Below are 23013 nucleotides of genomic sequence, written 5' to 3' on the forward strand. Positions count from 1 at the left end.
CCTAGACGCTGTAGTTCACGCGGCGCTCCACGAAGCGGAACTGCGCGAAGGTCAGGAACAGCGCGAGCGCCATCAGCACCACGGATTGCGCTGCCGACGAGCCGAGATCGAGCGTGACGAACCCGTCCTGGTAAACCTTGTAGACGAGGATCGAGGTGGCGCCGGCCGGGCCGCCGCGCGTGGTCGCGTCGACGATGGCGAAGGTCTCGAACAGCCCGTAGACGAAGTTGATGACGATCAGGAAGAACAGCGTCGGCGCGATCATCGGCAGCGAGATGCGCAGAAAGCGCTGGATCGGCCCCGCACCATCGAGATAGGCGGATTCGAGGATCGACTGGGGCACCGACATCAGCGCTGCGACGAGGAAGATGTAGTTGTAGCAGATGTGCTTCCACGAAGCCGCCATCACGACCAGCGCCAGCGCATGCCAGGAGTTGCGGTTCGGGTCCCAGTCGAGACCCAGCCCCTGCAGCATATGGGCGACGGGGCCGACACGGGGATTGAACAGGAAGGCGAGCATGATGCCGGCGATCGCCGGCGCGATGGCATAGGGCAGCAGCAGCACGGTGCGGTAGGCGCCGCGCCCGCGCAGGATATGGTTCGAGGCGAAGGCGAGCAGCAGCGCGACCGACAGGGTCAGCACGTTCTGCGCGAGGGTGAAGATCAGCGTCACCTGCGCCGAGGACCAGTAGACGCCGCTGCGGAACAGCCGCTCGAAATTCTGGAAGCCGACCCATTGCGTCGTGGCGCCGAAAGGGTCGGTCAACTGGAAGGCCTGGATCAGCGCCCTGATCGAGGGGATGAAGAAGAACAGCAACAGGATGAAGAGCTGCGGCGCCAGCAGCCAGAAGGGCAGGCGCCATTCGCGGAAATGCGCGCGCTTCAGCCCGCTTTCAGTCTGCCCATCGCTGGCGCCCTTCACGAGAAGGCGCCGCAGCGGCGAGCGGAGGTGCAAACTGCCCCCGCCAGCCGCCACCGGAAGGCCGGCCGCCTTATTTCTTGCCAGCATTGAGCTGCTCGTAGCGGCGCAGCGACTCGTTGCCGCGAGACACCGCATCGTCGAGCGCCTGCTGCACCGGCTTCCGGCCGAGGAAGGCGGCCGAGACCTCTTCCATAATCGCGACGTTGATCTGGTTGCTGTTGCCGATGCGGAAGCCCAAGGAATTGTCGCTCGGCGTGCCACGCATCAACTGGAGCACGGCGATCTCGCGCGTCGGGTTCTTCTGGTAGTAGCCCTCAGCCTTGGCAGCGTCATAGGCGGCGGTCGTGACCGGGACATAGCCCGTCGCCTGATGCCACCAGACCTGCGTGTCGGTCCTGGCGAGGAAATCGTAGAAGGCGGCGATCGCCTTATACTTCTCCGGCGTATGGCCCTTCAGGGTCCAGAGCGCGGCGCCGCCGATGACGCTGTTCTTCGGGGTGACGCCCTGTTCATAAGGCAATTCGGCCGCGCTCCAGTCGAACTTCGCGGCTGCGACGACGGCGGCATGCGAGGCGGTCGAGGCGATGATGGTCGAGCATTCGCCGGAGGTGAAGAGCTGGATCGGGATGATGCCCTGGCCGGCAAGCTGCATCACACCGGACGAGACGAGGCGCTTCATCCGCTCGACCTGGCCGACGAGCTTGCCCTTGTTGAAGACGAAGCTGGTGTCGAGGCCGTCCATGCCGTTGCGCTTGGTCGCATAAGGGATGTCGTTCACGGCGCTGTAGTTCTCGAGGAAGCTCCACTCATAGTCGCCGGGAAGCACCATCGCGCATTTCGAGACACCCTTGGCCTTGATCGCGTCGAGCTGCGGCTCCAGCTCCTGCCAGGTCGCGCCGGGCTTGTCGAAGCCGGCGGCTTTGAAGTGGTCACGGTTGTAGAACAGGATCGGCGTCGAGGAGTTGAACGGCATCGCCTGCAGCTTGCCGTCGATCGCGTAGTAGCTGACCACCGGCGCGATGAATTTCGCGGTATCGATGGGATGGCCCTGCTGCGCCATCAATTCGCTGGTCGGGAGGATGGCGCCGGAATTGACCATCGTCAGGAAGGAACGCTCGTTCGACTGCACGATCTCGGGCTGGCGCTTGGCACGATAGGCCGCGATCGTGCCGTTCAGGACCTCGTCATAGGTGCCCTTGCCGATCGCCTTGACGACGTAGTCCTTCTGCGAGTCGTTGAACTTCTTGACCAGCTCGTCGACGCGCTCGCCGAGCGCGCCGCTCATTGCGTGCCAGAACTCGATTTCCGTTGCTGCCTGCGCGGAGCCGAGCCCAGCCAACAGCAGGGCGCCTGCACCCGCCAACGCACCATAGAAAGATCGCATCTAAAGCCTCCCTCGTCGTTTTTGTGAGCATATGCTCTTTATTGAAGCATATGCTCGCACACTGGCTCGTTATGTCAACCGTTGGTGACGGGCGGATGACAGCCGTGCGCGAGGCCTTGCCCGCGAGCGGGCAAGGGGCCGTCCGATGAGGGGGAGTCAGTCTGCGAGAAGGGCGCGGGCGGTGTCTTCGTCGGTGACGAGGCCGTTGACGATTGTCCCGCTCAGCGCCGCGCGCAGCGGCGCGACCTTGGCCGGGCCCTGGCCGATGCAGATGCGCAGGCGGGCGCTGCCCGGCTCCGGCGGCACGCTGGTCACGCGCAGATTGGTGCCGCGATCGAGAAAGCGGCCTTCGGCGTCGAAGACCCAGCCGGTCACCTCGCCGACGGCGCCGTGGCGGACCATCTCGAGCAATTCGCCGCGGGTCATGAATCCGTCGCGGTAGAGCACGGCGTCCTCGCCGATCTGGCTGATGCCCATGACCCAGAGATCGGCCTCGCCGGCGATGGCGCGGATGCGCCGGATCGACTCGATTTCGATGAGCTGGGCGCGCTCCTCGGGACTCGAGACATAAAGTGGCAGCGGCATCGGGAAATGCTGCGCCTTGGTGATTTCCGCGAGCTTGACCAGCGTGTCGAAGGGGCTTGCCGACCCGTCCGGCGAGATGGTGCCGACCAGCGAAACCAGCCGGTGCAAGGGGCAGGACATCGAGGGAACGCGCTCGATGCTGGCTCGCATCGAGCGGCCGGTGCCGAGTGCCATGACCAGCGATTTGCGCGAGCGCAGCCAGCGCTCGATGAGGACGCCGCCGAGCGCGGCGACGCCGGCCGCGCCCGTTTCCGGCGAGCCATCGGAAGGGGCGACGTCGCAATGCAAGAGCTCGAAGCGGTCGCGCAGCCTTGCGGCGAGGTCCATGCAGGCGCTGATCGGATGGTTCATCCGGAAGCTGATCAGCCCCTCGCTGCGGCACAGCGAGACGAGGCGTTGCGCCGCCGGGCGCGAGATGTTCAGGATCTGCGCGATGTCGTCCTGCGTGCGGCCGGCGATGTAGTAGAGCCAACCGGCGCGGGCGGCGTCCTCGAGGCGGTTGCTGTCGTTGTCGGCCATCGAATCCTCAGTGTGCCACCGGCGCAAGTGCGAGCTCTTGCCAGGATTCGAAGAGGCGGTCGGCTCCCGCCGCCAGAAGCGCCTGTCGCTGGTCCAGTATCGCGAAATGGCTGCCGGCGGCGAGGCCATACGCCGTCATCCCCGCGGCTTTCGCGGCCATCACGCCGCTGACGCTGTCCTCGATCACCAGGCAGCGCTCGGGCGCCACGCCGCGCTCGCTGGCCGCCAGCAGAAACAGATCAGGGGCCGGCTTGCCGTGCCGCACGCGCGTCGTGCTGAAGATCCGCCCCTCGAAGAGATCCCAGATATCCGTTTTTCGAAGGCAGATCTCGATACGCTCCGCGTCGCTGGACGAGGCGACACAGTAATCGCTACCGAAGGCTTCGACGGCGCTGCGGACGCCCTCGACAGGCTGGAGTTCGCTGCTGAAGGCGGCGAAGAGCTGCGCCCGCCAGTTCCGCATGAAGTCGGCCGAGGCCGGGCGGCTGGTCATTCTCTCGTAATCCTGGATGACTGCGTAAGACGGCCGTCCGAGATAGCGGCGCATGACCGTCTCCAGATCATAGCTCGGATCGAACGGCGAGAGAATATCGACCAGGGTCCGGCAACTGATGACCTCGCTATCGACGAGCACGCCGTCGCAATCGAGGATGACGAGGTCGAAAGGCGAGATTGTCTGGGGCATCGGGCAACAGTCAATTTGAACGAATGCTCACATGAAGAGCATTCGCCCGATCTCCTGTCAAACCCGGCCCCGATCAGTTCAACGTGCGGCCGACCTCAGCGGCGTGCCGTTGCGAGGCCTGCTCGCCCGACAGATGGGGCGGGGAAGGGCAGCGGCGACGGGCGCTCCACCTGCGGGCCGAGCTCATTGAGCAATGCCGCCTCGGATCGTCCCGAGATCGATGCTAGTGAAGTGCACATCACGGCCTGTGGCGCCGGCTCAGCGGTGTTCATCGGGCAGACGGCCGGGATAGATCATGCTTTTGACCATGCCGGCTTCGTTGGCGGCATGGCGGCGGAAGGCGGCCGGCCCCTCGGCGAGGGGGAAGCGATGGCTGACCACGGCCTCGACATCGACCTTGCCGAGCGCCACCAATTCGATCGCGCGCGGATAGACATGGCCCATCCGGCGCGAGAACTTGATGTTGAGCCCGCGCCTGCGGGCTTCCGCGGCCGGGATCACGTAGCTGTCGCCGTCGGGGATGCCGACCAGCACGACACGGCCGCCGATGCGGGCGGCGCGGATGGCGTCGCGGAAACCCTCGGGAGCGTTCGTCGCCTCGATCACCAGTGGCAGGCCCTCGCCCTTCGTCCATTCGGCGATGTCGGTGACATCAGCACCGGCCTTGCTGGCGCCGAGCTTCAGCGCCAACTCGCGGCGATGTGGCTGCGGATCGCAGGCGAGAATCTCGCCGACGCCGGCCGTGCGGAGCACTTGCAGGATCAGGAGGCCGATCGGGCCGCAGCCGATCAGCGCCACGCGTTCGAGCAGGCGCGGCTTGGCGAGATCGACCGCATGGATCGCGACGCCGAGCGGCTCAAGCATCACCGCATCGCTCGGCGAGAAGGTCTCGGGCACCGGCACGATCTGCGATTTCGGCACCCAGATTCGCTCTGTCATCGCCCCGTCATGCGGGGGAGCCCCGATGAAGACGACCTCGGGGCAGAGATTGGGATGCCCGCTCCGGCAATGCTCGCACTGCCCGCAGGCCTGGTTGGGATCGACGGCGACCAGCGCTCCGCGCGCAAGGCCGAGATCCGGCAAATCCTCCGTCAGCCAGCCGCTGAATTCATGGCCGGGGACGAAGGGCGTCGCGATCACGGCCGAGCCGATGCCGCCATCCTTGTAGTAGTGCAGATCGCTGCCGCAGAGCCCGACGGCGGCGACATCGAGCAGGGTTTCGCCCGCCGCTCCCTCGCGGAGATTGAACGGCGCGAGGCGCGCATCGCCTGCGGCGTGGAGGAAGACTGCACGGGACATGACGGTCGCCACTCGTTTTGCGAGGGATCTTATGCAAATGTATTTTGTGATTTACATTGGTTTGAGTCAAGCATGAAACCGTCGGGGCTCCCTGCGTTGTGGCAGAGTGCGAAAGCGATGTAAGCCAGCCTGGAAGACTCTGCCGACCGCCGCCGCGCATGCCGCAGGCAGCTCCCATCGCATCAGGATACCGCCATGCCGGAGGAACCGCAGACGCAAGTTCGAGCCGCCTGGCTCTATTACATGGAAGGACTGACCCAGGCGGAGATCGCGGACCGGCTGAAGATGACCCGCCTGCGCGTCAATCGGCTCCTGGTCGAGGCGCGCAGCAATGGGCTGGTCAGCATTACCATCAATTCCCGGCTGGAGAGCTGCGTCCGGCTGGAGCGCGCGCTGATAGCGGAATTCGGCCTGAAGGACGCGATCGTGGTGCCGAGCCCCGCCGATCCCGATCAGATCGCAGCGCAGATTGGGAAGGCTGCCGGCGAGTTCGTTTCGCGAATCGTCGAGGAGAAGCCGAGCGGTATTGTCGGCGTCGGCTGGGGCGGCACGCTGAGGGAGACCATCCGCCATATCCGCGCCGGGCAGTATCGCGAACTCGCGGTGACCTCGATGATGGGCGGGCTGACCTACGGCATCGAGATCAACACCTTCGAGATCGCCAGCCGTTTCGCCCGGCTCTGGCAGGCCGAATGCCATTATCTGGCGGCGCCGATCTATGCCGGCGCCCCGCAATCGCGCGACACCATCCTGGCGCAGGACGTGTTCGAGGCGGCCTTCGCCCGGATCAGAGCGACCGATGTCGCGATCCTCAGCGCGGGCGATCTGAGCGAGCGCTCGCTGTTGGTGCGCTACGGGCTGCCGGGCGATGTCCGCGTTGCGGAACTCGCGGAAGCGGGCGCAGTCGGCGACATGCTCGGTCAGTTCATCGATCGCAGCGGGCAGGACATTGCGCATCCGATCAATCGCCGCGCCATCGCGCTCCCGCTCGACGCCCTGCGCCGGATACCGACCGTGATCCTCGCCTCCGGCGGGATCAACAAAGCTGAGGTCATCGCCGCCACGCTGCGCGGGAAGCTGGCCTCGGTGCTGATCACGGACGAGGAGGCGGCGGCCGCCGTGTTGCAGAGCGCGGCGCCGGCCTGACGGCCACGCCTCAGGGGCTGCGGATCGCCTGCAGCAGTTCCTCGTGGATCAGGCCGTTGGTGACGACCTTCTCCAGGTCCTCGTCAAGCGAGTCTACGCCGTCGACGGTCGTCACCTTCCCTCCGGCCGCCCGCACCAATGGCATCGCTGCGGCATGCGAGACGATATCGGCCTTGAGCCCGATGAAGGCATCGAGCCGCCCGGCCGCGACCAGCGACATCTCCAGTCCGCCGGAGACGATGACACGCACGCCCCGGCACAGGCCGGCGAGGCGCCGGATCACATCGCTCGTCCGGTTCGCGTCCTCGGTGCTGTAATGGGAAGTCAGGCAGATCGAGACGACGGCGTCGCTGAGGCGTTTCGTGGCGGAGACACTCGCCGGCCTGCCGTCGACCGTCGCGATGCCGCTTTCGGCGAAGCGCGCGGAGAGCCCGGCGAGCGGTGCATGGGTCAGGCCGAGCACGGTGCGGCCCCCTTCCTGATAGGCCAGGGTGACGGAGAACCAGGGCAGGCCGGAGGCGTAGTTCACCGTGCCGTCGAGCGGGTCGATGATCCAGCGCGGCGCTGCTTCCGAGCCGCTGAAGCCGGCCTCTTCCGAGAGGATCGCCGCTTCGGGCGTCAGGGCGCGCAGGCCGTCGATGACCAGGCGTTCGGAGGCCAGATCGGCCGCCGTGACCACGTCGTTCAGCTCCTTGCGGGTGACGCCGAGCTCGGCGCCCTGCATCTGCACGAGAACCTCGCCGGCCCGGCGGGCGAGGGCGTCGGCCTGGTCGAGCAGGGCGAGAAGGCGAGGTTCGGTCATTGGGCAGGCACCGTTTGCGGCTTTCCGGGATAGGCGGGATCGAGCACGAAATCCCGGCGCGGTCCATAGTCGCCGATCGGCTGGAGATGGCTGACCATCCCGAGGCCGGGCTTCCAGACATGGAGGGCGAGTGCAGGCGGCTCCATCACAAACCTGTTCTCCGTGCCCGGTCTCAGGTCGAGCGCAACCTGATGGGCGGTGCCGGGCACGACATAGCCGATGGTGCCGGCGAAGCGCAGCTGGATCGGCCGGTGATAATGGCCGCAGAGCACGCGTTCGATCTCGGGATGGTCAGCGATCAATTCGGCGAAGCCCGACGAGATCTTGCAGGGCATGATGTCCATGCCGTCGACACCGACGGGGAAGGGCGGATGGTGCATGAAGATCACCGTCGGCTTGCCCTGTCCTTGCGCCAGTTGCTCGGCGAGCCAGGCCTCGCGCACGGCGCAGATCTCGCCGCCATCCTCGCCAGCGACGACGGTGTCGAGACCGATCAGCCGGACGGGAAAATCGTCGATGACATAATGCAGGAAGGCCGCCTGCGGCAGGTAGGGGTGATCGGGACGCAATTCCGCGGCGAAGGTGTCGCGGCGGTCATGGTTGCCTGGGATGACATAGATCGGCATCGGCAGGCGCCGCAGCGCCGCGCGGACGATGCCGTATTCCTCCGGCAGGCCGCAATCGGAGAGGTCTCCGGTGACCAGCACGCAATCGGGCCGCGGCTCCAGCTTCAGAATCTCGTCGACCGCCCGCTCGATCGCCGGATTGGTCTCGACGATGCCGTAGGCGGGGTTGCCGTGCGGGCGGGCATGGAAGTCGCTGAGCTGGGCGATGATCATCGGGGAGACGTCCGGCGGTCTGGAAAAGGGGAACCGCCCGGTCGAGTGAAGACCGGGCGGCGATGGGCAGGCGCCGAAGCGCGGCCGCTTACTTCATCAGGGCTTCGGTCTCGGAGACGATGCGCTCGATGCCGGCCTTGGGCTGAATCTCGCCGCGCATCACGCCGGCGACGACCTCGCGCTGCTGGCGCCAGATGCGCACCGAATTGCCGCCCGGATAGCCTTCCCACGGCGCGGCGCGGGAGACCTGGCCGTTGATCGTGCGGAAATTGGCGTTCTCCTTGTAGAACGGGCCGAGGAAGCCATCTTCGCCGGCGCGCAGATTGGTCGGCATGTAGCCGGCGGTCTCGACGACGATCTTCTGGGCTTCCGGTCCGGTGACGAACTTGATGAACTCCCAGGCGGCCTTCTGCTTGGCGGCGTCCTTGGCCGTGATCAGGGCGGCATTGCCGCCGGTCGGCAGCTTGCCCTTGGCCTTGTCGTCCACCGGGAAGAGCGCGGTCTTCAGCGTGAAGCGGTCACCGATCAGGTCGGTGACCTGGCGCAGGCGCGCAGGCGTGTCGAAGAAGATGCCGATCTTGCCGGCGATGAACTGCTGACGCGATTGGTCCCAGTCGATCAGCGGCATGCCGCCATCCGTGACGAAGCTGCGCAGCAGCGCCAGCGTCTTCTCGCCGGTCTCGCCGCCAAAGGCGACTTTCTTGCCGTCGGCCGAGAGCATGGAATGGCCGGCCTGCAGGATCACGCCGCGCCAGAGCCAGTCATCCGGCCAGTCGTGGATGTTGTAGGCCATGCCGGCGGTGTCGCCGCTGCGGATTTTCCTGGCGAGCGCGACGGTGTCGGCCCAGTTGTCGGGCATCTTGTCGGGGTCGCCGCCGGCCTTCTTCACCAGATCGGCGTTGAAGTACATCAGCGGCGTCGAGGCGTTGAAGGCGAGGCCGACCTGCTTGCCGTTGACCTGGCCGAGCGAGAGCAGCGCGTCGGAATAATTGGCCTTGCGCCAGGCTTCCGGCTCGGCCTTCAGCAGCGGGCCGAGATCCACGATCTGTTTGCGCTTGTCGAGGGTTTCGGTGAGCTCGGTCAGCAGGTGGAAGCCGGAATAGTAGACGTCCGGCAATTGGTTGGTGACGGACTGGCGCAGCATCGCCTGGTGGCCCTCGTCGTAGCTCGCAGCCGGCGCCCGGAAATTGATCTTGATGTCCGGGTGCTTCTTCATGAATTCCGCGGCGATCGGCTCGTGGAACTTGGCGAAAGCCGGGAAGGCGTAGAGCACGTCGAGCGTGACTGGCTCTGCCTTCGCGGCTGTCGAGGCGAGAAGGGTCAATGCCGCCGCGGCAAGGCCTTTGCCGAGAGGTTTCATGCGTGATCTCCTTGGCATGGACAGCGGAGCTGTCGGGTTGCAGTTGCTTCAGGCCTGAACTTTGGGGGGGCGCGGCCGTGCGGCCGGCTACTTCACCCCGGTCATGGTGATGCCGTCGATGAACCGGCGCCTCGCGACGAGGAAGGCGATGACGAGCGGCGCGGTCAGGATCGTCGCGGCGGCCGTCAGTGCGCCGTAATTCGATCCGGTCTCGGCATCGGCGAAGAACATCATCCCGAGCGGCGGTGGCGCGAGCTTGGCGTCGGAGATGACGATCAATGGCCAGTAGAGATCGTTCCAGTGCGCTACGGCGGAGAACACCGAGAAGGCGGCGATGGCCGGCCAGGCGCTCGGCGTGACGATGCGCCAGACGATCTCGAATTCGCTCATCCCGTCGAGCCGGGCGGCGTTGATGATGTCGTCGGGAAAGCTGCGGAAGAACTGGCGGAACAGGAAGATGGCGAAGACCGAGAGGAAGAACGGCACCATCATCGAGAAATAGGTGTTGAGCAGCCCCATCTGGGCGAGCGCGATGTAGAGTGGCATCGCCGGCACCTGCACGGGGATGCACAGGCCGAGCAGGACCAGCACGAAGAGCGCATTGCGGCCGGGAAAATCGAGCTTCGCCAGCGCATAGGCACAGGGTATCGCGACGAGGAGCTGGATGATCAGGATGCCGCCGCAGAGAATGACGCCGTTCAGCGCGAAGCGCAGCAGCGGCGCCTTCTCCATGGCGAAACCATAGTTCTGCAGGCCGTAGAACTGCTTCGGCCAGAGCGAGATCTCGGCGTTGAAGATCTCGGCCGGCGGCTTGATCGAGGTCACCAGCATCCAGATGAAGGGCGCCAGCATGAAGATCGCCCCGGCGATCAGCACGCCATGGACCAGAGCTAGCACGAGGGCCCGGCGCAGCACCGAATGGGCGGGCGTGACCGGAGCGGCAGGGAGCGAGAGATCGGTCATCAGTAGTGCACCTTCTTGTCGAGGGCGAAGGTCTGCACGGCTGAGAAGACGAGGATGAAGGCAAGGAAGATGAAGGTCAGCGCCGCGGCGTAGCCGGTGTGGAAATACTGAAAGCCCTCGAGATAGATGTTGTAGAGCAGCACCTCGGTCGACCCGACCGGGCCGCCGCGCGTCATCACCGCCACCGTGTCGAAGATCTTGAAGGCGGTGATCATGGTGGTGACCAGGACGAACATCGTCGTCGGTCCGAGCAGCGGCCAGGTGATGGTCAGGAAGCGGTCGATCCCGCTGGAGCAGCCATCGATATCGGCTGCCTCGTAGAGATCGCGCGGGATCGCGGTCTGCCCGGCCAGGAACAGGATCATGTTGAAGCCGATGAGCTGCCAGATGCCGATCACGGCAAGCGTCGCCAGCGCGGTCGAGGGCTCGCTGAGGAAGGCGATCGGGCCGATACCCAGCCATTTCAGCAGGCCGTTGACCGGCCCCAGCGAGGGATGGAGCAGGAACTGCCAGACCGTCGCCATGGCGATCAGGGTCGAGGTCACCGGCAGGAAATAGACCACCTCGTAGAAGGAGCGCGTGCGCTTGCGCCGGTGCACGAGCACGGCGATCAGCAAGGCGCCGAACACGCCGCCGGGCACGACGATGGCGACATAGAGCAGCGTGTTGACGAGCGAGCGCCGGATGATCGGATCGGCCAGCGCTTTCTGGAAATTGGCGAGGCCGACCCAGTCCATGTCGACGCCGCCGAACTCGTAATTCGTGAGGCTGAGCCAGAGCAGGACGGCGAGCGGCAGCAGGATCGTCAGCAGGAGCAGGACGAAGGCTGGCAGGGCGAAGCCGAGCCCGGTGACACGCTCGATCCAGAGCCTGCGGCGGGTGGCGGGAGCGAAGCCGGCGGTCGAGGGGAGGGCGAGCGTCATGCTCAGGCCCTCAGCGGCACGACGGAGCCGCTTGCGGCGCCTTGTCCGCGCGGCTCGATGCGCTCGCCATCGGCGGCGAAGACATGGGCGGCAGCCTCGTCGAAGCCGAGCGTGACCTCGGCGGCCTCGTTCACGCCGGCGGCTGCGGCCGGCGTCGCGCGCATCGTCACGCCGGCGGCGTCGCGCCCGGCGAGATCGAAATGCAGGATGTATTCGGAGCCGAGATTCTCCTTGCGCCGCAGGCGGGCCGAGAACCAGGCGCGGCCATTGCCAACGGGTTCGCCCTGGACGAGCGAGAGCGCCTCGGAGCGGATGCCGAGCGTCACCGTCTGCCCCGATGCGAGTGGAACGGCGAGCGCCAGGGGCCGGCCGAAGAGTTCGAGGCGCCCGCCTTGTGCGACTGCCGCCGGCAGCAGGTTGATCGCCGGGCTGCCGATGAATTGCGCGACTTTCAGAGAGGCCGGTTTCTCGTAGAGCTGGGAGGGCGTGCCGAGTTGCAGCACGGAGCCTGAATCCATCATGGCGACGCGGTCGGACATCGTCATCGCCTCGACCTGATCGTGCGTGACGTAGATGAAGGTCGCGCCGAGACGCTTGTGCAGCTCGGCCAGCTCCGTCCGCATATGGACGCGGAGCTTGGCGTCGAGATTCGACAGCGGCTCATCCATCAGGAAGACGTCGGGGTTGCGCACCATGGCGCGGCCGAGCGCGACGCGCTGGCGCTGCCCGCCCGAGAGCTGGGCCGGCTTGCGCGCCAGCAAATGATCGAGCTGAAGCTGCGCCGCGACCGCCGCGACATCGGCCTCGATGCCGCGCATCACGCTGCGGCGCTGGGCGGAGAGCTGCCGCAGCAGCGGCAGCCGCTGCCACAGCTTGAGCCGCGCCATCGTCAGGGGCAGGGCGATGTTGGCGCCGACGCTCATATGCGGATAGAGCGCATAGGACTGGAAGACCATGGCGACGCGGCGCTCATGCGGGCGCAGATGGTCGACGCCATTGCCGCCGATCGCGACGCTCCCGCCATCCTGATGCTCAAGCCCAGCGATGATCCGGATCAGGGTCGATTTCCCGCAGCCGGACGGGCCGACCAGAGTCAGGAACTCGCCATCGGCGATATCGAGATCGACGCCACCCAGAACCTTCGTCGGTCCGAAGGATTTGGCGATCGAGGAGAGTGTGACCTTAGCCATGGCTTCGCCTTTCTGCGGCCCTGCGGGCTCATCGTTGGGCGTGTTTCGGCCCGGCGCCTGCTGGCGACCGGGGAGGCGTTTCAGGCGGCGCGCGGCGGGTAGACCTCGTGGATCACGTCGTCGATCCAGAGCGTCTTCAGCGCGGATATTTCGTGGATCTCGGCGGAGAAATCCCGTCCGTCGAACGCATAGGAGACGGCACCGAGCGTCGTCGTACCGGCCATGCCCGGCTGCAATTCGGGGCCGACGACGAAGCCGGATGACGGCCCCCAGATGTAGCGCGTGCCGGCGATCGTGAAGTCATGCGCGCGGTGCAGGTGGCCGCTGGCGACGAAGGCGACCTCGTGACGGCTGATGAGGTTGAGCAGATGCGCGCGCGGCCGCGGCGGCACGCTCCAGTAACCCATGTCGCCCTCATCGGGCGTCTCGATAAAGAGCGGGCGGTGCAGGAACCAGCCGAGCCGGCGGCCCCGCGCCTCTGCGATCTGACGGTCGAGCCAGTCGAGCTGGCGCCGTTCCTCGGCCTCGTCGCTGCCAAACAGCATCGAATTGAGGCCGATCAATCGCCAATTTTCGAGGTCATGGACCCAGAAATCGTCGCCGAGATGCTGGCGCCAGCGCGCGAGGCGGGCCTCGTTCACCGGCTGATGCGGGTGATAGGCCTCGCCGACATCGTGATTGCCGGGGATGCTCAACACGGGCACGCCCAGCGTATCGAGCAGGGCGCGGCAATGGCGCATGTCCTCGTCGATATCCGCACCATCGACCGTGACGTCGCCGGTATGGATGACGAGGTCGGGCGCCTGTGCGGCGAGCCACTCGGTCAGCGGAGCCCAATTATCGGCAAAATGCCGCTTGGTCGGGCTCAGATGCGTGTCGGAAATCTGCACGATACGCTGCATGTCCCCTCCGGAATTCGCCACTTCATCGGGCGACCGTCTCATCCCGGCGCGAGCGCCGGGCAGCGGCTTTGCCTTGGACAATACAAATGAATGTTTGATGACACAATTGTATTTTAAGTGCTTGTTCGCATGCTGCGACCGAAGACCGTTTCCGGCTAGAGATCGGTGCTTTGCGGCAGGATCACGAGGTCGCGGATCGTGACGTTGCGGGGCCGGGTCAGCATGAAATGCACGGCTTCCGCCACCTCTTCGGCCTCGATCAGGCCGCCACGGACGCGCTCGGCATCGAGTTTCTCCTGCGGCCAGTCCGCGATCAGCGCCGTTACGACAGGCCCGGGCAACACGGCGCCGACCCGCAGGCCGTGCGGGATGACCTGGCGGCGAAGCGTGTGGACGAAGGCCTGAACCGCATGTTTCGAGGCGGTGTAGACCGGCTCCCATATCACCGGAACGACGCCGGCCACCGAACTGGTGACGATAATGTCGCCGGTCTTGCGCGCGATCATATGCGGCAGCACGGCATGGATGCTGCGGAAGACCGCGTTGACGTTGAGATTGAGCATCCGGTCCCAGGCGTCGGGATCGCCCTCGCTCACCGGGCCGCCGACATAGGAACCGGCATTGGCATGGAAGATGTCGAGCGGGCCGGCCTTGTCGAGGATCGCCGGCAGCATGCCGGCAACGGAGGCGGGGGCGGTCAGGTCGACGACCAGCGGGATCGCGTCGGGACCGAGCGAGGCGCAGGCCCGTGCGAGGGCTTCGTCGTCGCGATCGACGAGCACGACGCGCGCGCCGGCCGCGAGAAGCCTTTTCGCGCAGGCGAGGCCGATCCCAGAGGCTGCGCCGGTGATCGCGGCGGTCTTTCCGGTCAGGTCTTGGGTCACGACGAGGTCTCCAGGGCTTGATGGCGCGCGGGCCGCATGAGCTCGCGGGCTGTGCGGGCGGCCGCCTGCAGCGTTTCGAAGGCGGCGAGGCGACGAGCGTGCAGATCAGCGATTTCGCCACCGGCAGGGACGAAGACGGCGGCGCCCGGCGCCATCCGGGTCATGGCCTCGCCAAGGTTGGGGAAGGTCTTCGCCGCTGTGGCCGCGAGCATGGCGGAGCCGAGCAGGACCGGGTCGACATCGTCAGGCGCCAGCAGTGGCAACTCGGAACAATCGGCCAGCAACTGCCGGATCAGGGGATGGCGTCCCGCGCCGCCGCTGAGCACGATCGCCTCGATCGTGGCGCCCTTGACCCGGCTGGCTTCGATGATCTGGCGCAGGCCGTAGCCGATCCCTGTCAGGCCGGCGACATAGAGCGCGACGAGGTCGTCGAGGTCGCGTTCCATGCCGAGCCCGGCGATCACGGCGCGCGCCTGCGGGTCGGCATGGGGGGAGCGGTTGCCGAGAAAGTCGGGCACGACGATGATCTCGCCGGCGAGAAGGGCTGCTTTCGATGGCGTGGCCGCATGCCGGACCGCCTGAGCGGCGAGCCAGTCGGGCAGGGAGAGCCCTTCGCCTTCGGCGAGACGTTGCGCCTCGGGCGTTGCCGGGTGGAAGCCGATGAGCTGCTCGATGGCCGCGCCGGCTCCCGACTGCCCGCCCTCGCTGAGCCAGAGCCCTGGCGCCATCACCGAGAAATACGGGCCCCAGATGCCGGGGATAAAGACCGGCTCGGCACTGCTCGCCATGGTGCAGGCCGAGGTGCCGAAGACATAGGCCATGCGGGTCAGCGCCGAACCGTGCGGCGAGCGTACGCCGACCGAGCCGACACCGCCGGCATGGGCATCGATCAGTCCGGCGGCGACGGCGGTGCCGGGCTTCAGTCCGAGCTCGGCAGCGGCCTGTTCGGTGAGCCCGGTGCCGAGTGCCGTGCCGCCCGGAACGATTTCGGTGCCGATCCGGGCGAAGCCGTCATCGGCGAGGTCGTCGAGCCCGACCCCGCGGAAATAGCTCGGGTCCCAGCGCCCCTCATGTGCGAGATAGGTCCATTTGCAGGTGACCGTGCAGGTCGAGCGCGCGAGCGAGCCGGTTGCGCGCCAGGTCAGGAAATCCGGCAGGTCGAAGAACTGCCAGGCGGCATCATAGGTCTCAGGCAGGTTCTCCTTGAGCCAAAGCAGTTTCGGCGTTTCCATCTCCGGCGAGATCGTGCCGCCGACATAGGCGAGGACCGGATGGCGCGTCGCGTTGATGCGTTCGGCCTGCTCGATGGCGCGATGGTCCATCCAGACGATGATGTCGCGGCCGGCATCGCCATGGGCGCCGACCGGCAGCGGTTTTCCGCCCGGCCCGAGCACGACCAGCGAGCAGGTCGCATCGAAGCCGATACCGGCGATGGCATCGAGCTCGAGCTTGGCCTCGGCCAACGCCTCGCGCACGCTGGCGCAGACGGCCTGCCAGATATCCGCGCTCGACTGCTCGGCGATGTCGGGGCCGTCGCGATAAAGCGCGATGTCGCGCCTGGCGGTCGCGAGCATGCGCCCGCTCGGAGCGAAGATGCCGGCCCGGACGCTGCCGGTGCCGACATCGATGCCGATGAAATGCCCGGCCATATCAGGCCGCAGCGCGGTTCGGCGGCCCGGCGCGGGTGCCGTCCGGATTGCGCAGATAGACGCCGTGATCGAGCTGTTGGCGGCGCAGTTCGCCCACATCGATATCGGCCGGCGGGCGGTTGCCGCGCACCGAAATCTTGGCAGCTCGGCCGGCAGCCTCGCCCATCGCCATGCAGGTCGCCATGACGCGGATCGCGCCCATCGCCTCATGGGTCGCGGAGATGCTGCGCCCGGCGACGAGCAGGTTGCCGATCTTCTGCGGCACCAGCGAGCGATACGGGATGTCGTAGCAGTCGCCGCACCAGATCAGCGTGCAGCCATCGTCTGACGGGCGGTGAATATCGATCGGGTAGCTCGCCACCGCGATGGCATCGTCGAAATGCGTGCAGGCGAGCACGTCCTCCTGGGTCATCACATATTGCCCGCGGATGCGGCGCGTCTCGCGAATGCCGAGGAAGGGCGCGGTCTTGGTGAAATAGGCCTTCTCGAAGCCCGGCACGTAATTGACGAGATAGGTGACGATGTCGTCGATCTGGGCGCGGCCCTCGATCTCGCCCTTGGTCAGGCTGCGGGCATCGGTGCCGTCCGTGCCCTTGACGCGGGTCATGTTGATCCAGACCTCGCCCTTCTTCAGGCCGGTGATGATGATCGTGCGCTCATTCGGGATCTGGAGGCCGCGCTCGGCCTTGGCCTTGGCCATGAGCTCGCGCATGCCGACGACGATGAACTGGTGGTTCTGGCCGAAATACTCGGCCGGGATGAAATCGGTGAGATAGGTTCGCGCGGCCGGCGGGGCATTGGCGATGGAAAGTCTCAAGGCATCGGTATCGACCCCGGCGAGGCAGAACATCAATGTCGGCGGCTGCATGCCGCCCTCGGCATTGCCCTTCTCGGTCGGCACGCCGGCGCTATAGGCGACGTCGGCATCGCCGCTGCAATCGATCACGACCTTCGCCAGAATGGCGGTGCGACCGCTCTTGCTCTCGGTGATGACGCCGCGGATCGTGTCGTTCTCGACCAGCGCTCCGGCGAAGAAGGTGTAGAACAGCACGTCGACGCCGGCTTCCGTCAGCATCTCCAGCGCCACCGTTTTCACCGCCTCGGGCTCGACCAGCGTGATGCCCATGTGGAGCGGGCAGGGGCGATGCTCGCTCGCGCCCTGGCGTTCCCGGCGCAGGCGCTCGATAAATTTCTGCGGCAGGCCGTCGATGATCTGGTTGCCCTTCTGGCCGAGGAAACCGAGCACCGGCAGGCCGATTGTCATGTTCCCGCCGACGAAGCTGCGGCTCTCGATCAGCCCGACCCGCAGGCCGTCCTCGGCGGCAGCGAGTGCGGCGGTGAGGCCTGATGGGCCGCCGCCGACGACGAGCACGTCATATTCGGCGGAGACGGGGATGGAGCGGGCCGGCTCCTCGATGAAGCGGGTCGCGGCGGTCGACATGGCGAGTTTCCTTCAAGGTGTCACGAAGTGTGCGAAAGCCTGCGGAACAGTGCGCCCCGCAGGTCGAAGAGTGATCAGGCGGGCATCATCGGCTTGACGCGTTCGATGATGGCGGAGACGGCGTCCTTGACCGGTTTGCGGCCGAGGACGGCGAGCTGGACCTCCTCGAGGAAAGTCGCCTGGGCGCGGGCAGCCTCCGGGAAAGGCGGGAAGGCGCCGCGCGCCGTCGCCAGCACCTTGGCTTCCACGGCGGCGAGCGCATTGCCGGCCTTCAGCTTCTCGTCGGCATAGGTCGAGACCCGCACCGGGCCGTTGCCGTTCAACGCCATGCCGAGCGTCACGCGCTTGCTGGAGACCTCTTTGATGAAGCTCCAGGCCAGCGCCTTGTCCTTCGCGTTCTTCGGGATCGACATCGCCCAGGCCTCGACGACCGAGGCCATCGGCATCTTGCCCTGGATCGCCTTTGAGCCGGGGAAGGGGACCGCCTTGATCTTGCCCGGGAATTTGCTCTGCTCGGCATTGTTGAGCTGCGCGCCCCGCGCGAAGGGCAGCACGGTGAAGGCGGCGCGGCCCTGCTGGAGCCAGGTGACCTGATCGTCGTTCTTGGTCGTGGCGTAGCTGCGCGGCAGGCTGCCGGTCTCGAACATGCCCCGCAGCGCCGCCAATCCCTGCTCCAGCGCCTCGCGGTTCGGTACCAGTTTGAGATCGGCGCTGATGAAGTCGCCGCCATAGGCACGGGCGAACATCACCGGGAAGACGGCGAGGTCGCTCGCCAGCACCGTGCCGGTGACAGGCGTGCCGGCCTTGGAGGTGAAGGTCGTCTTCTTCGCCTGCTCGATCAGCTCTTCCAGCGTCGTGGGCGGGGCGGTGATGCCGGCCTCCTCCAGCAGCGCTTCGTTGTAGAACAGGCCTTGCGTCGCATGGCGGACGGGAACGCCGATCAGCTTGCCGTCGACCGTCATGCCTTGCACGAGGCCGGGTGCGATATCGCCGAAATCCTCGATCGCGTCCTGTTTCTGATAGGTGTCGAGCGGCTCGAACAGCGCGGCGATCTGCGAGGTCGGCCGGTTGTCGATGAGATAACCCACGCCGTATTCCGTCTCCTTCAGGCTCGCCTCGCGGAAGAGCCGGTCCTGAAGCGGATTCGAGTCGAACGTGGTGAACGAGACCTCGGCGTCGTTGGCCTTGCGCCAGCCCGCCATCAGGTCGCCATCGCCGCTGCCGAGCACGGTCTGATGGACCTTGTGGCTGAGCACGTTCAGCGTCTTGCCGGCCGCGAATACGGGCCGGGTGGCGAGCGCGGTCGCCGCGGCTGCGGTACCGGCGATGAATGCGCGCCGTGTGATCTGTGTTTCCCGGTTTTTCGACATGGCCTCCTCCCTCTTTTTGTGTGGTTGGCTATCCCTTCGTCGAACCGGCGGTGAGGCCGGCCACGAGGTAGCGATTCATGAAGACGACGAAGACGAGGACGGGCACGAGCTGCACCGTCGCGGCGGCGAAGAGGGTCCCCCAGTCGACCCCGTCGATGGAGCCGATCATCTCGGAGATCACGAGTGGGGCCGTCTTCGCCTTCGTCGCCGTGAAGATGAAGGCGAAGAGGAACTCGTTCCACGAGAAGACGATCACGAAGACCGCGACGGCGAGCACGCCGGGCATCGCCAGCGGCATGATGACCTTGCGCAGGATGGTCAGGCGGCTCGCCCCATCGATGGAGGCGGCCTCGTCGAGCTCGCGCGGGATCTGGTCCATGAAGGTGCGCATCAGCACCGTTCCCAGCGAGACGAAGAAGGTCGCGTAGAGCAGGATCAGCACGAGATGCGTGTCGCTGAGCCCCAGCCAGTTCACGATCGGGAAGAGCGGCAACGTCACCACGATCGGCGGGATCAGGCGTACGATGATGAGCCCGAGCAGGCTCGCGCCGAGCCAGCGGCCGGAATTGCGCGAATAGACATAGCCGGCGCAGGCGCTGGCGATGATGGCGAGCAGCGTCGCGCCGACCGTGATCAGCAGGCTGTTGAGCAGCCCCTCGAAGAACACGCCCCAAGAGCGCCAGAGCTCGACATAGTGCTTGAAGGTTGGGGTGAACAGCCATTTCGGTGGCACGGCGAAGATGTCCTGCCCCGGCTTCAGTGACGACAGGGCGATGAACAGGATCGGGAAGAGCGACCAGAACAGGATCGCGACGACCGCGAGCGCCTTGCCCAGCCCGATCAGGAGCCGCTCAGTGCGCATGGGCGACACCTCCGCGCCTGAGCAGGAAGACATAGGCGCCGGCGAGCAGCAGCGAGGCCAGCACCATAATCCAGGCGGTTGCTGCGGCCGGGCCGAACGCGTTGAAGCTGAAGGCCTCCTGATAGAGGTAGATCGCCACGACCTCGGTCGAGCGGGCCGGCCCGCCCTTGGTCAGCAACCACGCCTCCGAGAACAGGCGGAAGGCGAAGATGTAGCGGAAGAGCAGCGCGATCAGCATGGCCGGGCCGAGCAGGGGCAGAGTCACGCGGCGGAAGGCCTGCCAGCGCGTCGCGCCGTCGATCCGGGCGGCTTCGTAGAGCTCGGCCGGGATGGCGAGCCGCGCCGCATAGACGATGACGAAGGTGAAGGGCAGGTGCAGCCAGATCGTCAGAAGGCCGATCAGGATCATCGCGTGCGAGGGCTCGAACGACCAGTCGAGCGAGGGCAGGCCAAGCGCGTGCAGGGCGAGCGTGATCGGCCCGGCATCGGGATCGAACAGGAAGCGCCACATCACGACGGCTGTGACCTCGCTGACCGCATAGGGCGCGAGCACCGCGACAAGCAGGAAGCGCCGGAAGGGCAGGCCGCTGGCGAAGAGCAGGGCCATGCCGAGCCCGACAGCGAGCTCCAGATGCACGGCGACGACGACGAGGACGACGGTGTTCCACAGCGCGCTGTGGAAGGCGGGATCGGTCAGGACACGCCAGTAGTTCTGCAGGCCGACGAAGCTCGGTGCCTGGCCGAAGCTCGACGTGTTCAGGCTCAGCCAGACGACATAGAGCGACGGCAGCACGATCACGCTCAGGATGAGCAGATGCACCGGCGCAAGCAGCGGCAGTATCCGTGCCGTTCTTTGTAATTGCACGCGTTCCTCCGGACTTCTTTCGTTCCGGGCTCTGTCGGCCCGGTGATTGCGGACGCTATGCGTCCGTCAGTGAATGGCTTTGGGCGCTGCGGCCGCTTCCTCCGTTCGTGGCGCGGCGTCGAGAGCGTCCCTTTCGCCGGCGGCGCCGGGCGATAGATCGCGCACGGAATCGCGGACTTGCAGGCTGGTCTGCAGCACGATTGTCCGTGGCGGCGCGTCGCCGCCGGCCATGCGCGCGCGCAGGCGCTGCCAGGCTGCTGCAGCGATCTCCGCGACCGGCTGGCGGATCGCGGTCAGCCCGGTCTTGCGGGCGCTCATCCAGGGGTAGTCGTCGAAGCCGATCACCGAGACGGGGTCGGGAACGTCGATCCTGAGCCGCGCGAGCGCCGACAGGGCGCTCAGCGTCGTGACATTGGTCAGTGCGATGACGGCGCTCGGCCGCGCGTGCCGCTCCAGCCAGTGCCGGAACAGCTCCGCCCCCCGCTCGGCGACAGAGCCAAGCTCGACCACCGTCGCCTCGACGCCCGCCGCCCTGCGGATCAGCTCGCAAGCCCCGCGAACGCGCTCGCGGATCGGGGAGATGGCAAGGCTTGAGGCCGCAATGACGATGTCGCGGTGGCCGAGGCCGAGCAGATGACGGGCGGCAATCTCGCCGGCTTCGCGGTTGTCGATCGCCACTGTGTCGACGGCCGAGCCCTCGGGCGGAACACGGTCGGCGAAGACCATCGGAAGCCGCCCGATCTCTCCCGCGAGGCCACGCGGCATCGCATCCGAGCAGGGCACCACGATCAGGCCGGAGGGGCGCCATGCCAGCAAGGTGCGCAGGCGCGATTGTTCAAGACCGGTATCATCGCGCGAACTGGCGACGAGGATGTCGTAGCCATCCGCCTGCGCCATCACCTCGATCTGCGACACCAGCGAGGTGAAGAAGACGTCGTCGAGATCGGGCACGAGCACGCCGACGACCTTGGCCTGGCCGGAGCGGAGCTGCGAGGCGGCACGATCGACCTGATAGGCAAGTTCGTCCGCGGCCTTGAGTACGCGCTCGCGCAGATCGGCGTTCACCGGCTTGTTGCCGCTGAACACATTCGAGACCGTCGCAATCGAAACACCAGCGCGTGCCGCGACATCCCTGATCGTGATCCGTCGATCGTTCATAGCGTCCTGTTAAACGTTTTACAGAAAAACGTTTAACAGGACGCGCTTTGCTGCACAAGTGTTCGCTGCGTCCTCGAGGACATAACCAATTCCTCCCGACCGACGCGGGGGGCTCGCCGAAGCCGTTCGGAACCGACAGAGTCGGAAGCGCCAAGCCCGATCATCATCGGCCGGCTACCCCCCCGCGGTCGAACGATGCCGTCGCGGTGCCAGGGGCGTCAGGCAAGCCGGGCAGCAGCGAGGCGGGCGGATTAGTCCCTGTCCTTCGCCGTCGCGCCTGCCCTTGGCCAGCCCGGCTCACATGCCGCCAGGCCGACTGGCAAAGCTCAGTGTCAGGAGATGTTGGCATATGGCAGTTGGTGAATGTTGCTGTAGGCAGCAGACGCCGAAGTTCGACGTTTGAATTGGATCGCTCGGAAGCAGACCTTCCGAAGGTCGGGAAGGGGCCAATCGCGGGCGTATGTTCGGAACCATCCGCCGACATGCCGAGACACAACCTGCCACGTTGGGGGCGATATGGGATCGCATTCAAAACGACCCTGACGCTTCGTCTCGATGTGCAGAATCAGAACGGCCGGCAGGAATCCGCTGGCCGTTCTGGTCGATTAAGCACTCGATCATTCGCGACCCAGTGCCAATCTATCTGCTTCTAGGTGCCGCATTGGCGCTTCAAGGTGCCAAACTTTCTGCGCCTGAGATAAGCCGCCGGCCTCATTCCGCATCATTCGTCGGCCCGCTGGAGTTTTATGTTGAACAAATGCCGGTGCGTACCAGTGACCAGTGAGATTGCGGTCGCTTTCGTAAACTGCGGCAAACTTCACTTCCCCACACACTGCGCCGTATGCGAACGGCCTGGATCTTGACGGCGGCCTCGTCACGGACTTACACTTAACTCAATGGTTAAGTTTCAGGATGCGCAGCTCGACCGCACCTTCTCTGCCCTGGCGGATCCGACGCGCCGGGCCTTGCTGGCGCGGCTGGAGCAGGAGGATGGGCTGTCGGTCAGTGAGCTGGCGAAGCCCTTTCCGGTCTCGCTGCCGGCGGTGATGAAGCATCTCGACGTCCTGTCCGACGCCGGGTTGCTGAGGCGGACCAAGGCGGGGCGCACCGTGTCCTGCCATCTCAACGCCGGGCCGATGGAGGAAGCGATGAGCTGGCTCGCCCGCTATCAGAGGTTCTGGACTGAACGGCTCGATGCTCTGGCCGCGCTGCTGGATGCGCGGCGCCAGGGGCGAGATTGACGAGAGGCTGGGAGAAGGCATGCA

Annotated in this window: 21 protein-coding genes; 2 read left to right on the top strand and 19 right to left on the bottom strand. The window is 66.2% G+C overall.

Features of this window, described 5'->3' with window-relative positions:
- Window position 1: 1 nt before the first annotated feature.
- From AB6806_RS01615 to AB6806_RS01635, 5 genes are all read right to left on the bottom strand, one after another.
- Entirely contained in the window at window positions 2-1009 is a 1008-nt protein-coding gene (locus AB6806_RS01615; protein ID WP_142020367.1) for an ABC transporter permease subunit, read from the bottom strand.
- Window positions 993-2306, bottom strand: a complete 1314-nt coding sequence (locus AB6806_RS01620; protein WP_113253167.1) for an extracellular solute-binding protein — start codon at window positions 2304-2306, stop codon at window positions 993-995. Before AB6806_RS01620 ends, AB6806_RS01615 begins: the two co-directional genes overlap by 17 nt.
- Window positions 2307-2462: 156 nt before the next feature.
- Window positions 2463-3410, bottom strand: a complete 948-nt coding sequence (locus AB6806_RS01625) for a sugar-binding transcriptional regulator (protein ID WP_133561802.1) — start codon at window positions 3408-3410, stop codon at window positions 2463-2465.
- A gap of 7 nt (window positions 3411-3417) precedes the next feature.
- Complete coding sequence (locus AB6806_RS01630) at window positions 3418-4095, bottom strand: HAD family hydrolase (RefSeq protein WP_142020368.1); 678 nt, start codon at window positions 4093-4095, stop codon at window positions 3418-3420.
- Between the two features lie 258 nt (window positions 4096-4353).
- The gene (locus AB6806_RS01635) at window positions 4354-5394 is read right to left on the bottom strand and encodes a zinc-dependent alcohol dehydrogenase (protein WP_112765147.1); all 1041 of its coding nucleotides are present in this window, start codon (window positions 5392-5394) and stop codon (window positions 4354-4356) included.
- A 195-nt stretch (window positions 5395-5589) separates the two neighbouring features.
- On the opposite strand from AB6806_RS01635, the gene AB6806_RS01640 reads away from it, so the two are divergent.
- Window positions 5590-6540 carry a sugar-binding transcriptional regulator gene (locus AB6806_RS01640; protein ID WP_142020369.1) on the top strand — a complete coding sequence of 317 codons (951 nt, stop codon included), beginning with the start codon at window positions 5590-5592 and terminating at the stop codon, window positions 6538-6540.
- A gap of 10 nt (window positions 6541-6550) precedes the next feature.
- Here AB6806_RS01640 and AB6806_RS01645 read toward each other — a convergent pair whose 3' ends face one another.
- The 14 genes from AB6806_RS01645 to AB6806_RS01710 all read right to left on the bottom strand — a co-directional run bounded on the left by AB6806_RS01645 (window position 6551) and on the right by AB6806_RS01710 (window position 21748).
- The gene (locus tag AB6806_RS01645; RefSeq protein WP_113253171.1) at window positions 6551-7342 is read right to left on the bottom strand and encodes an inositol monophosphatase family protein; all 792 of its coding nucleotides are present in this window, start codon (window positions 7340-7342) and stop codon (window positions 6551-6553) included.
- Window positions 7339-8181 (bottom strand): phosphodiesterase, encoded by an 843-nt coding sequence (locus tag AB6806_RS01650; RefSeq protein ID WP_142020370.1) that lies wholly within the window; start codon window positions 8179-8181, stop codon window positions 7339-7341. The genes AB6806_RS01645 and AB6806_RS01650 overlap by 4 nt, the downstream gene beginning before the upstream one ends.
- An 88-nt stretch (window positions 8182-8269) precedes the next feature.
- Window positions 8270-9541, bottom strand: a complete 1272-nt coding sequence (locus AB6806_RS01655; RefSeq protein ID WP_370953985.1) for an ABC transporter substrate-binding protein — start codon at window positions 9539-9541, stop codon at window positions 8270-8272.
- 87 nt (window positions 9542-9628) lie between these two features.
- Complete coding sequence (locus AB6806_RS01660) at window positions 9629-10504, bottom strand: carbohydrate ABC transporter permease (protein ID WP_142020372.1); 876 nt, start codon at window positions 10502-10504, stop codon at window positions 9629-9631.
- Window positions 10504-11427, bottom strand: a complete 924-nt coding sequence (locus AB6806_RS01665; protein ID WP_142020373.1) for a carbohydrate ABC transporter permease — start codon at window positions 11425-11427, stop codon at window positions 10504-10506. Before AB6806_RS01665 ends, AB6806_RS01660 begins: the two co-directional genes overlap by 1 nt.
- A gap of 2 nt (window positions 11428-11429) precedes the next feature.
- Window positions 11430-12617, bottom strand: coding sequence for an ABC transporter ATP-binding protein (locus AB6806_RS01670; RefSeq protein ID WP_370953986.1), 1188 nt, complete (start codon window positions 12615-12617; stop codon window positions 11430-11432).
- Window positions 12618-12697: 80 nt separating this feature from the next.
- Window positions 12698-13519, bottom strand: coding sequence for a metallophosphoesterase family protein (locus AB6806_RS01675; protein ID WP_370953987.1), 822 nt, complete (start codon window positions 13517-13519; stop codon window positions 12698-12700).
- 155 nt (window positions 13520-13674) lie between these two features.
- A complete protein-coding gene (locus AB6806_RS01680; protein WP_370953988.1) occupies window positions 13675-14403 on the bottom strand; it encodes an SDR family oxidoreductase in 729 nt (242 codons plus the stop codon).
- Entirely contained in the window at window positions 14400-16052 is a 1653-nt protein-coding gene (locus tag AB6806_RS01685) for an FGGY-family carbohydrate kinase (protein ID WP_370953989.1), read from the bottom strand. Before AB6806_RS01685 ends, AB6806_RS01680 begins: the two co-directional genes overlap by 4 nt.
- 1 nt (window position 16053) lies before the next feature.
- Window positions 16054-17493, bottom strand: a complete 1440-nt coding sequence (locus AB6806_RS01690; protein WP_113253179.1) for an FAD-dependent oxidoreductase — start codon at window positions 17491-17493, stop codon at window positions 16054-16056.
- Between the two features lie 74 nt (window positions 17494-17567).
- Window positions 17568-18863 carry an ABC transporter substrate-binding protein gene (locus tag AB6806_RS01695; RefSeq protein ID WP_370953990.1) on the bottom strand — a complete coding sequence of 432 codons (1296 nt, stop codon included), beginning with the start codon at window positions 18861-18863 and terminating at the stop codon, window positions 17568-17570.
- 28 nt (window positions 18864-18891) lie between these two features.
- Window positions 18892-19725, bottom strand: coding sequence for a carbohydrate ABC transporter permease (locus AB6806_RS01700; RefSeq protein ID WP_370953991.1), 834 nt, complete (start codon window positions 19723-19725; stop codon window positions 18892-18894).
- Window positions 19715-20590 carry a carbohydrate ABC transporter permease gene (locus AB6806_RS01705; protein ID WP_370953992.1) on the bottom strand — a complete coding sequence of 292 codons (876 nt, stop codon included), beginning with the start codon at window positions 20588-20590 and terminating at the stop codon, window positions 19715-19717. The genes AB6806_RS01700 and AB6806_RS01705 overlap by 11 nt, the downstream gene beginning before the upstream one ends.
- A gap of 66 nt (window positions 20591-20656) precedes the next feature.
- Window positions 20657-21748 (bottom strand): LacI family DNA-binding transcriptional regulator, encoded by a 1092-nt coding sequence (locus AB6806_RS01710; protein ID WP_370953993.1) that lies wholly within the window; start codon window positions 21746-21748, stop codon window positions 20657-20659.
- A gap of 896 nt (window positions 21749-22644) precedes the next feature.
- On the opposite strand from AB6806_RS01710, the gene AB6806_RS01715 reads away from it, so the two are divergent.
- Window positions 22645-22989: an ArsR/SmtB family transcription factor gene (locus AB6806_RS01715; RefSeq protein WP_370953994.1), complete on the top strand. Its 345-nt coding sequence runs from the start codon at window positions 22645-22647 to the stop codon at window positions 22987-22989.
- Window positions 22990-23013 lie beyond the last annotated feature (24 nt).

Source organism: Allobosea sp. RCC_152_1 (genome assembly GCF_041360765.1).
GTDB classification, from domain to species: Bacteria; Pseudomonadota; Alphaproteobacteria; order Rhizobiales; family Beijerinckiaceae; genus Allobosea; species Allobosea spartocytisi.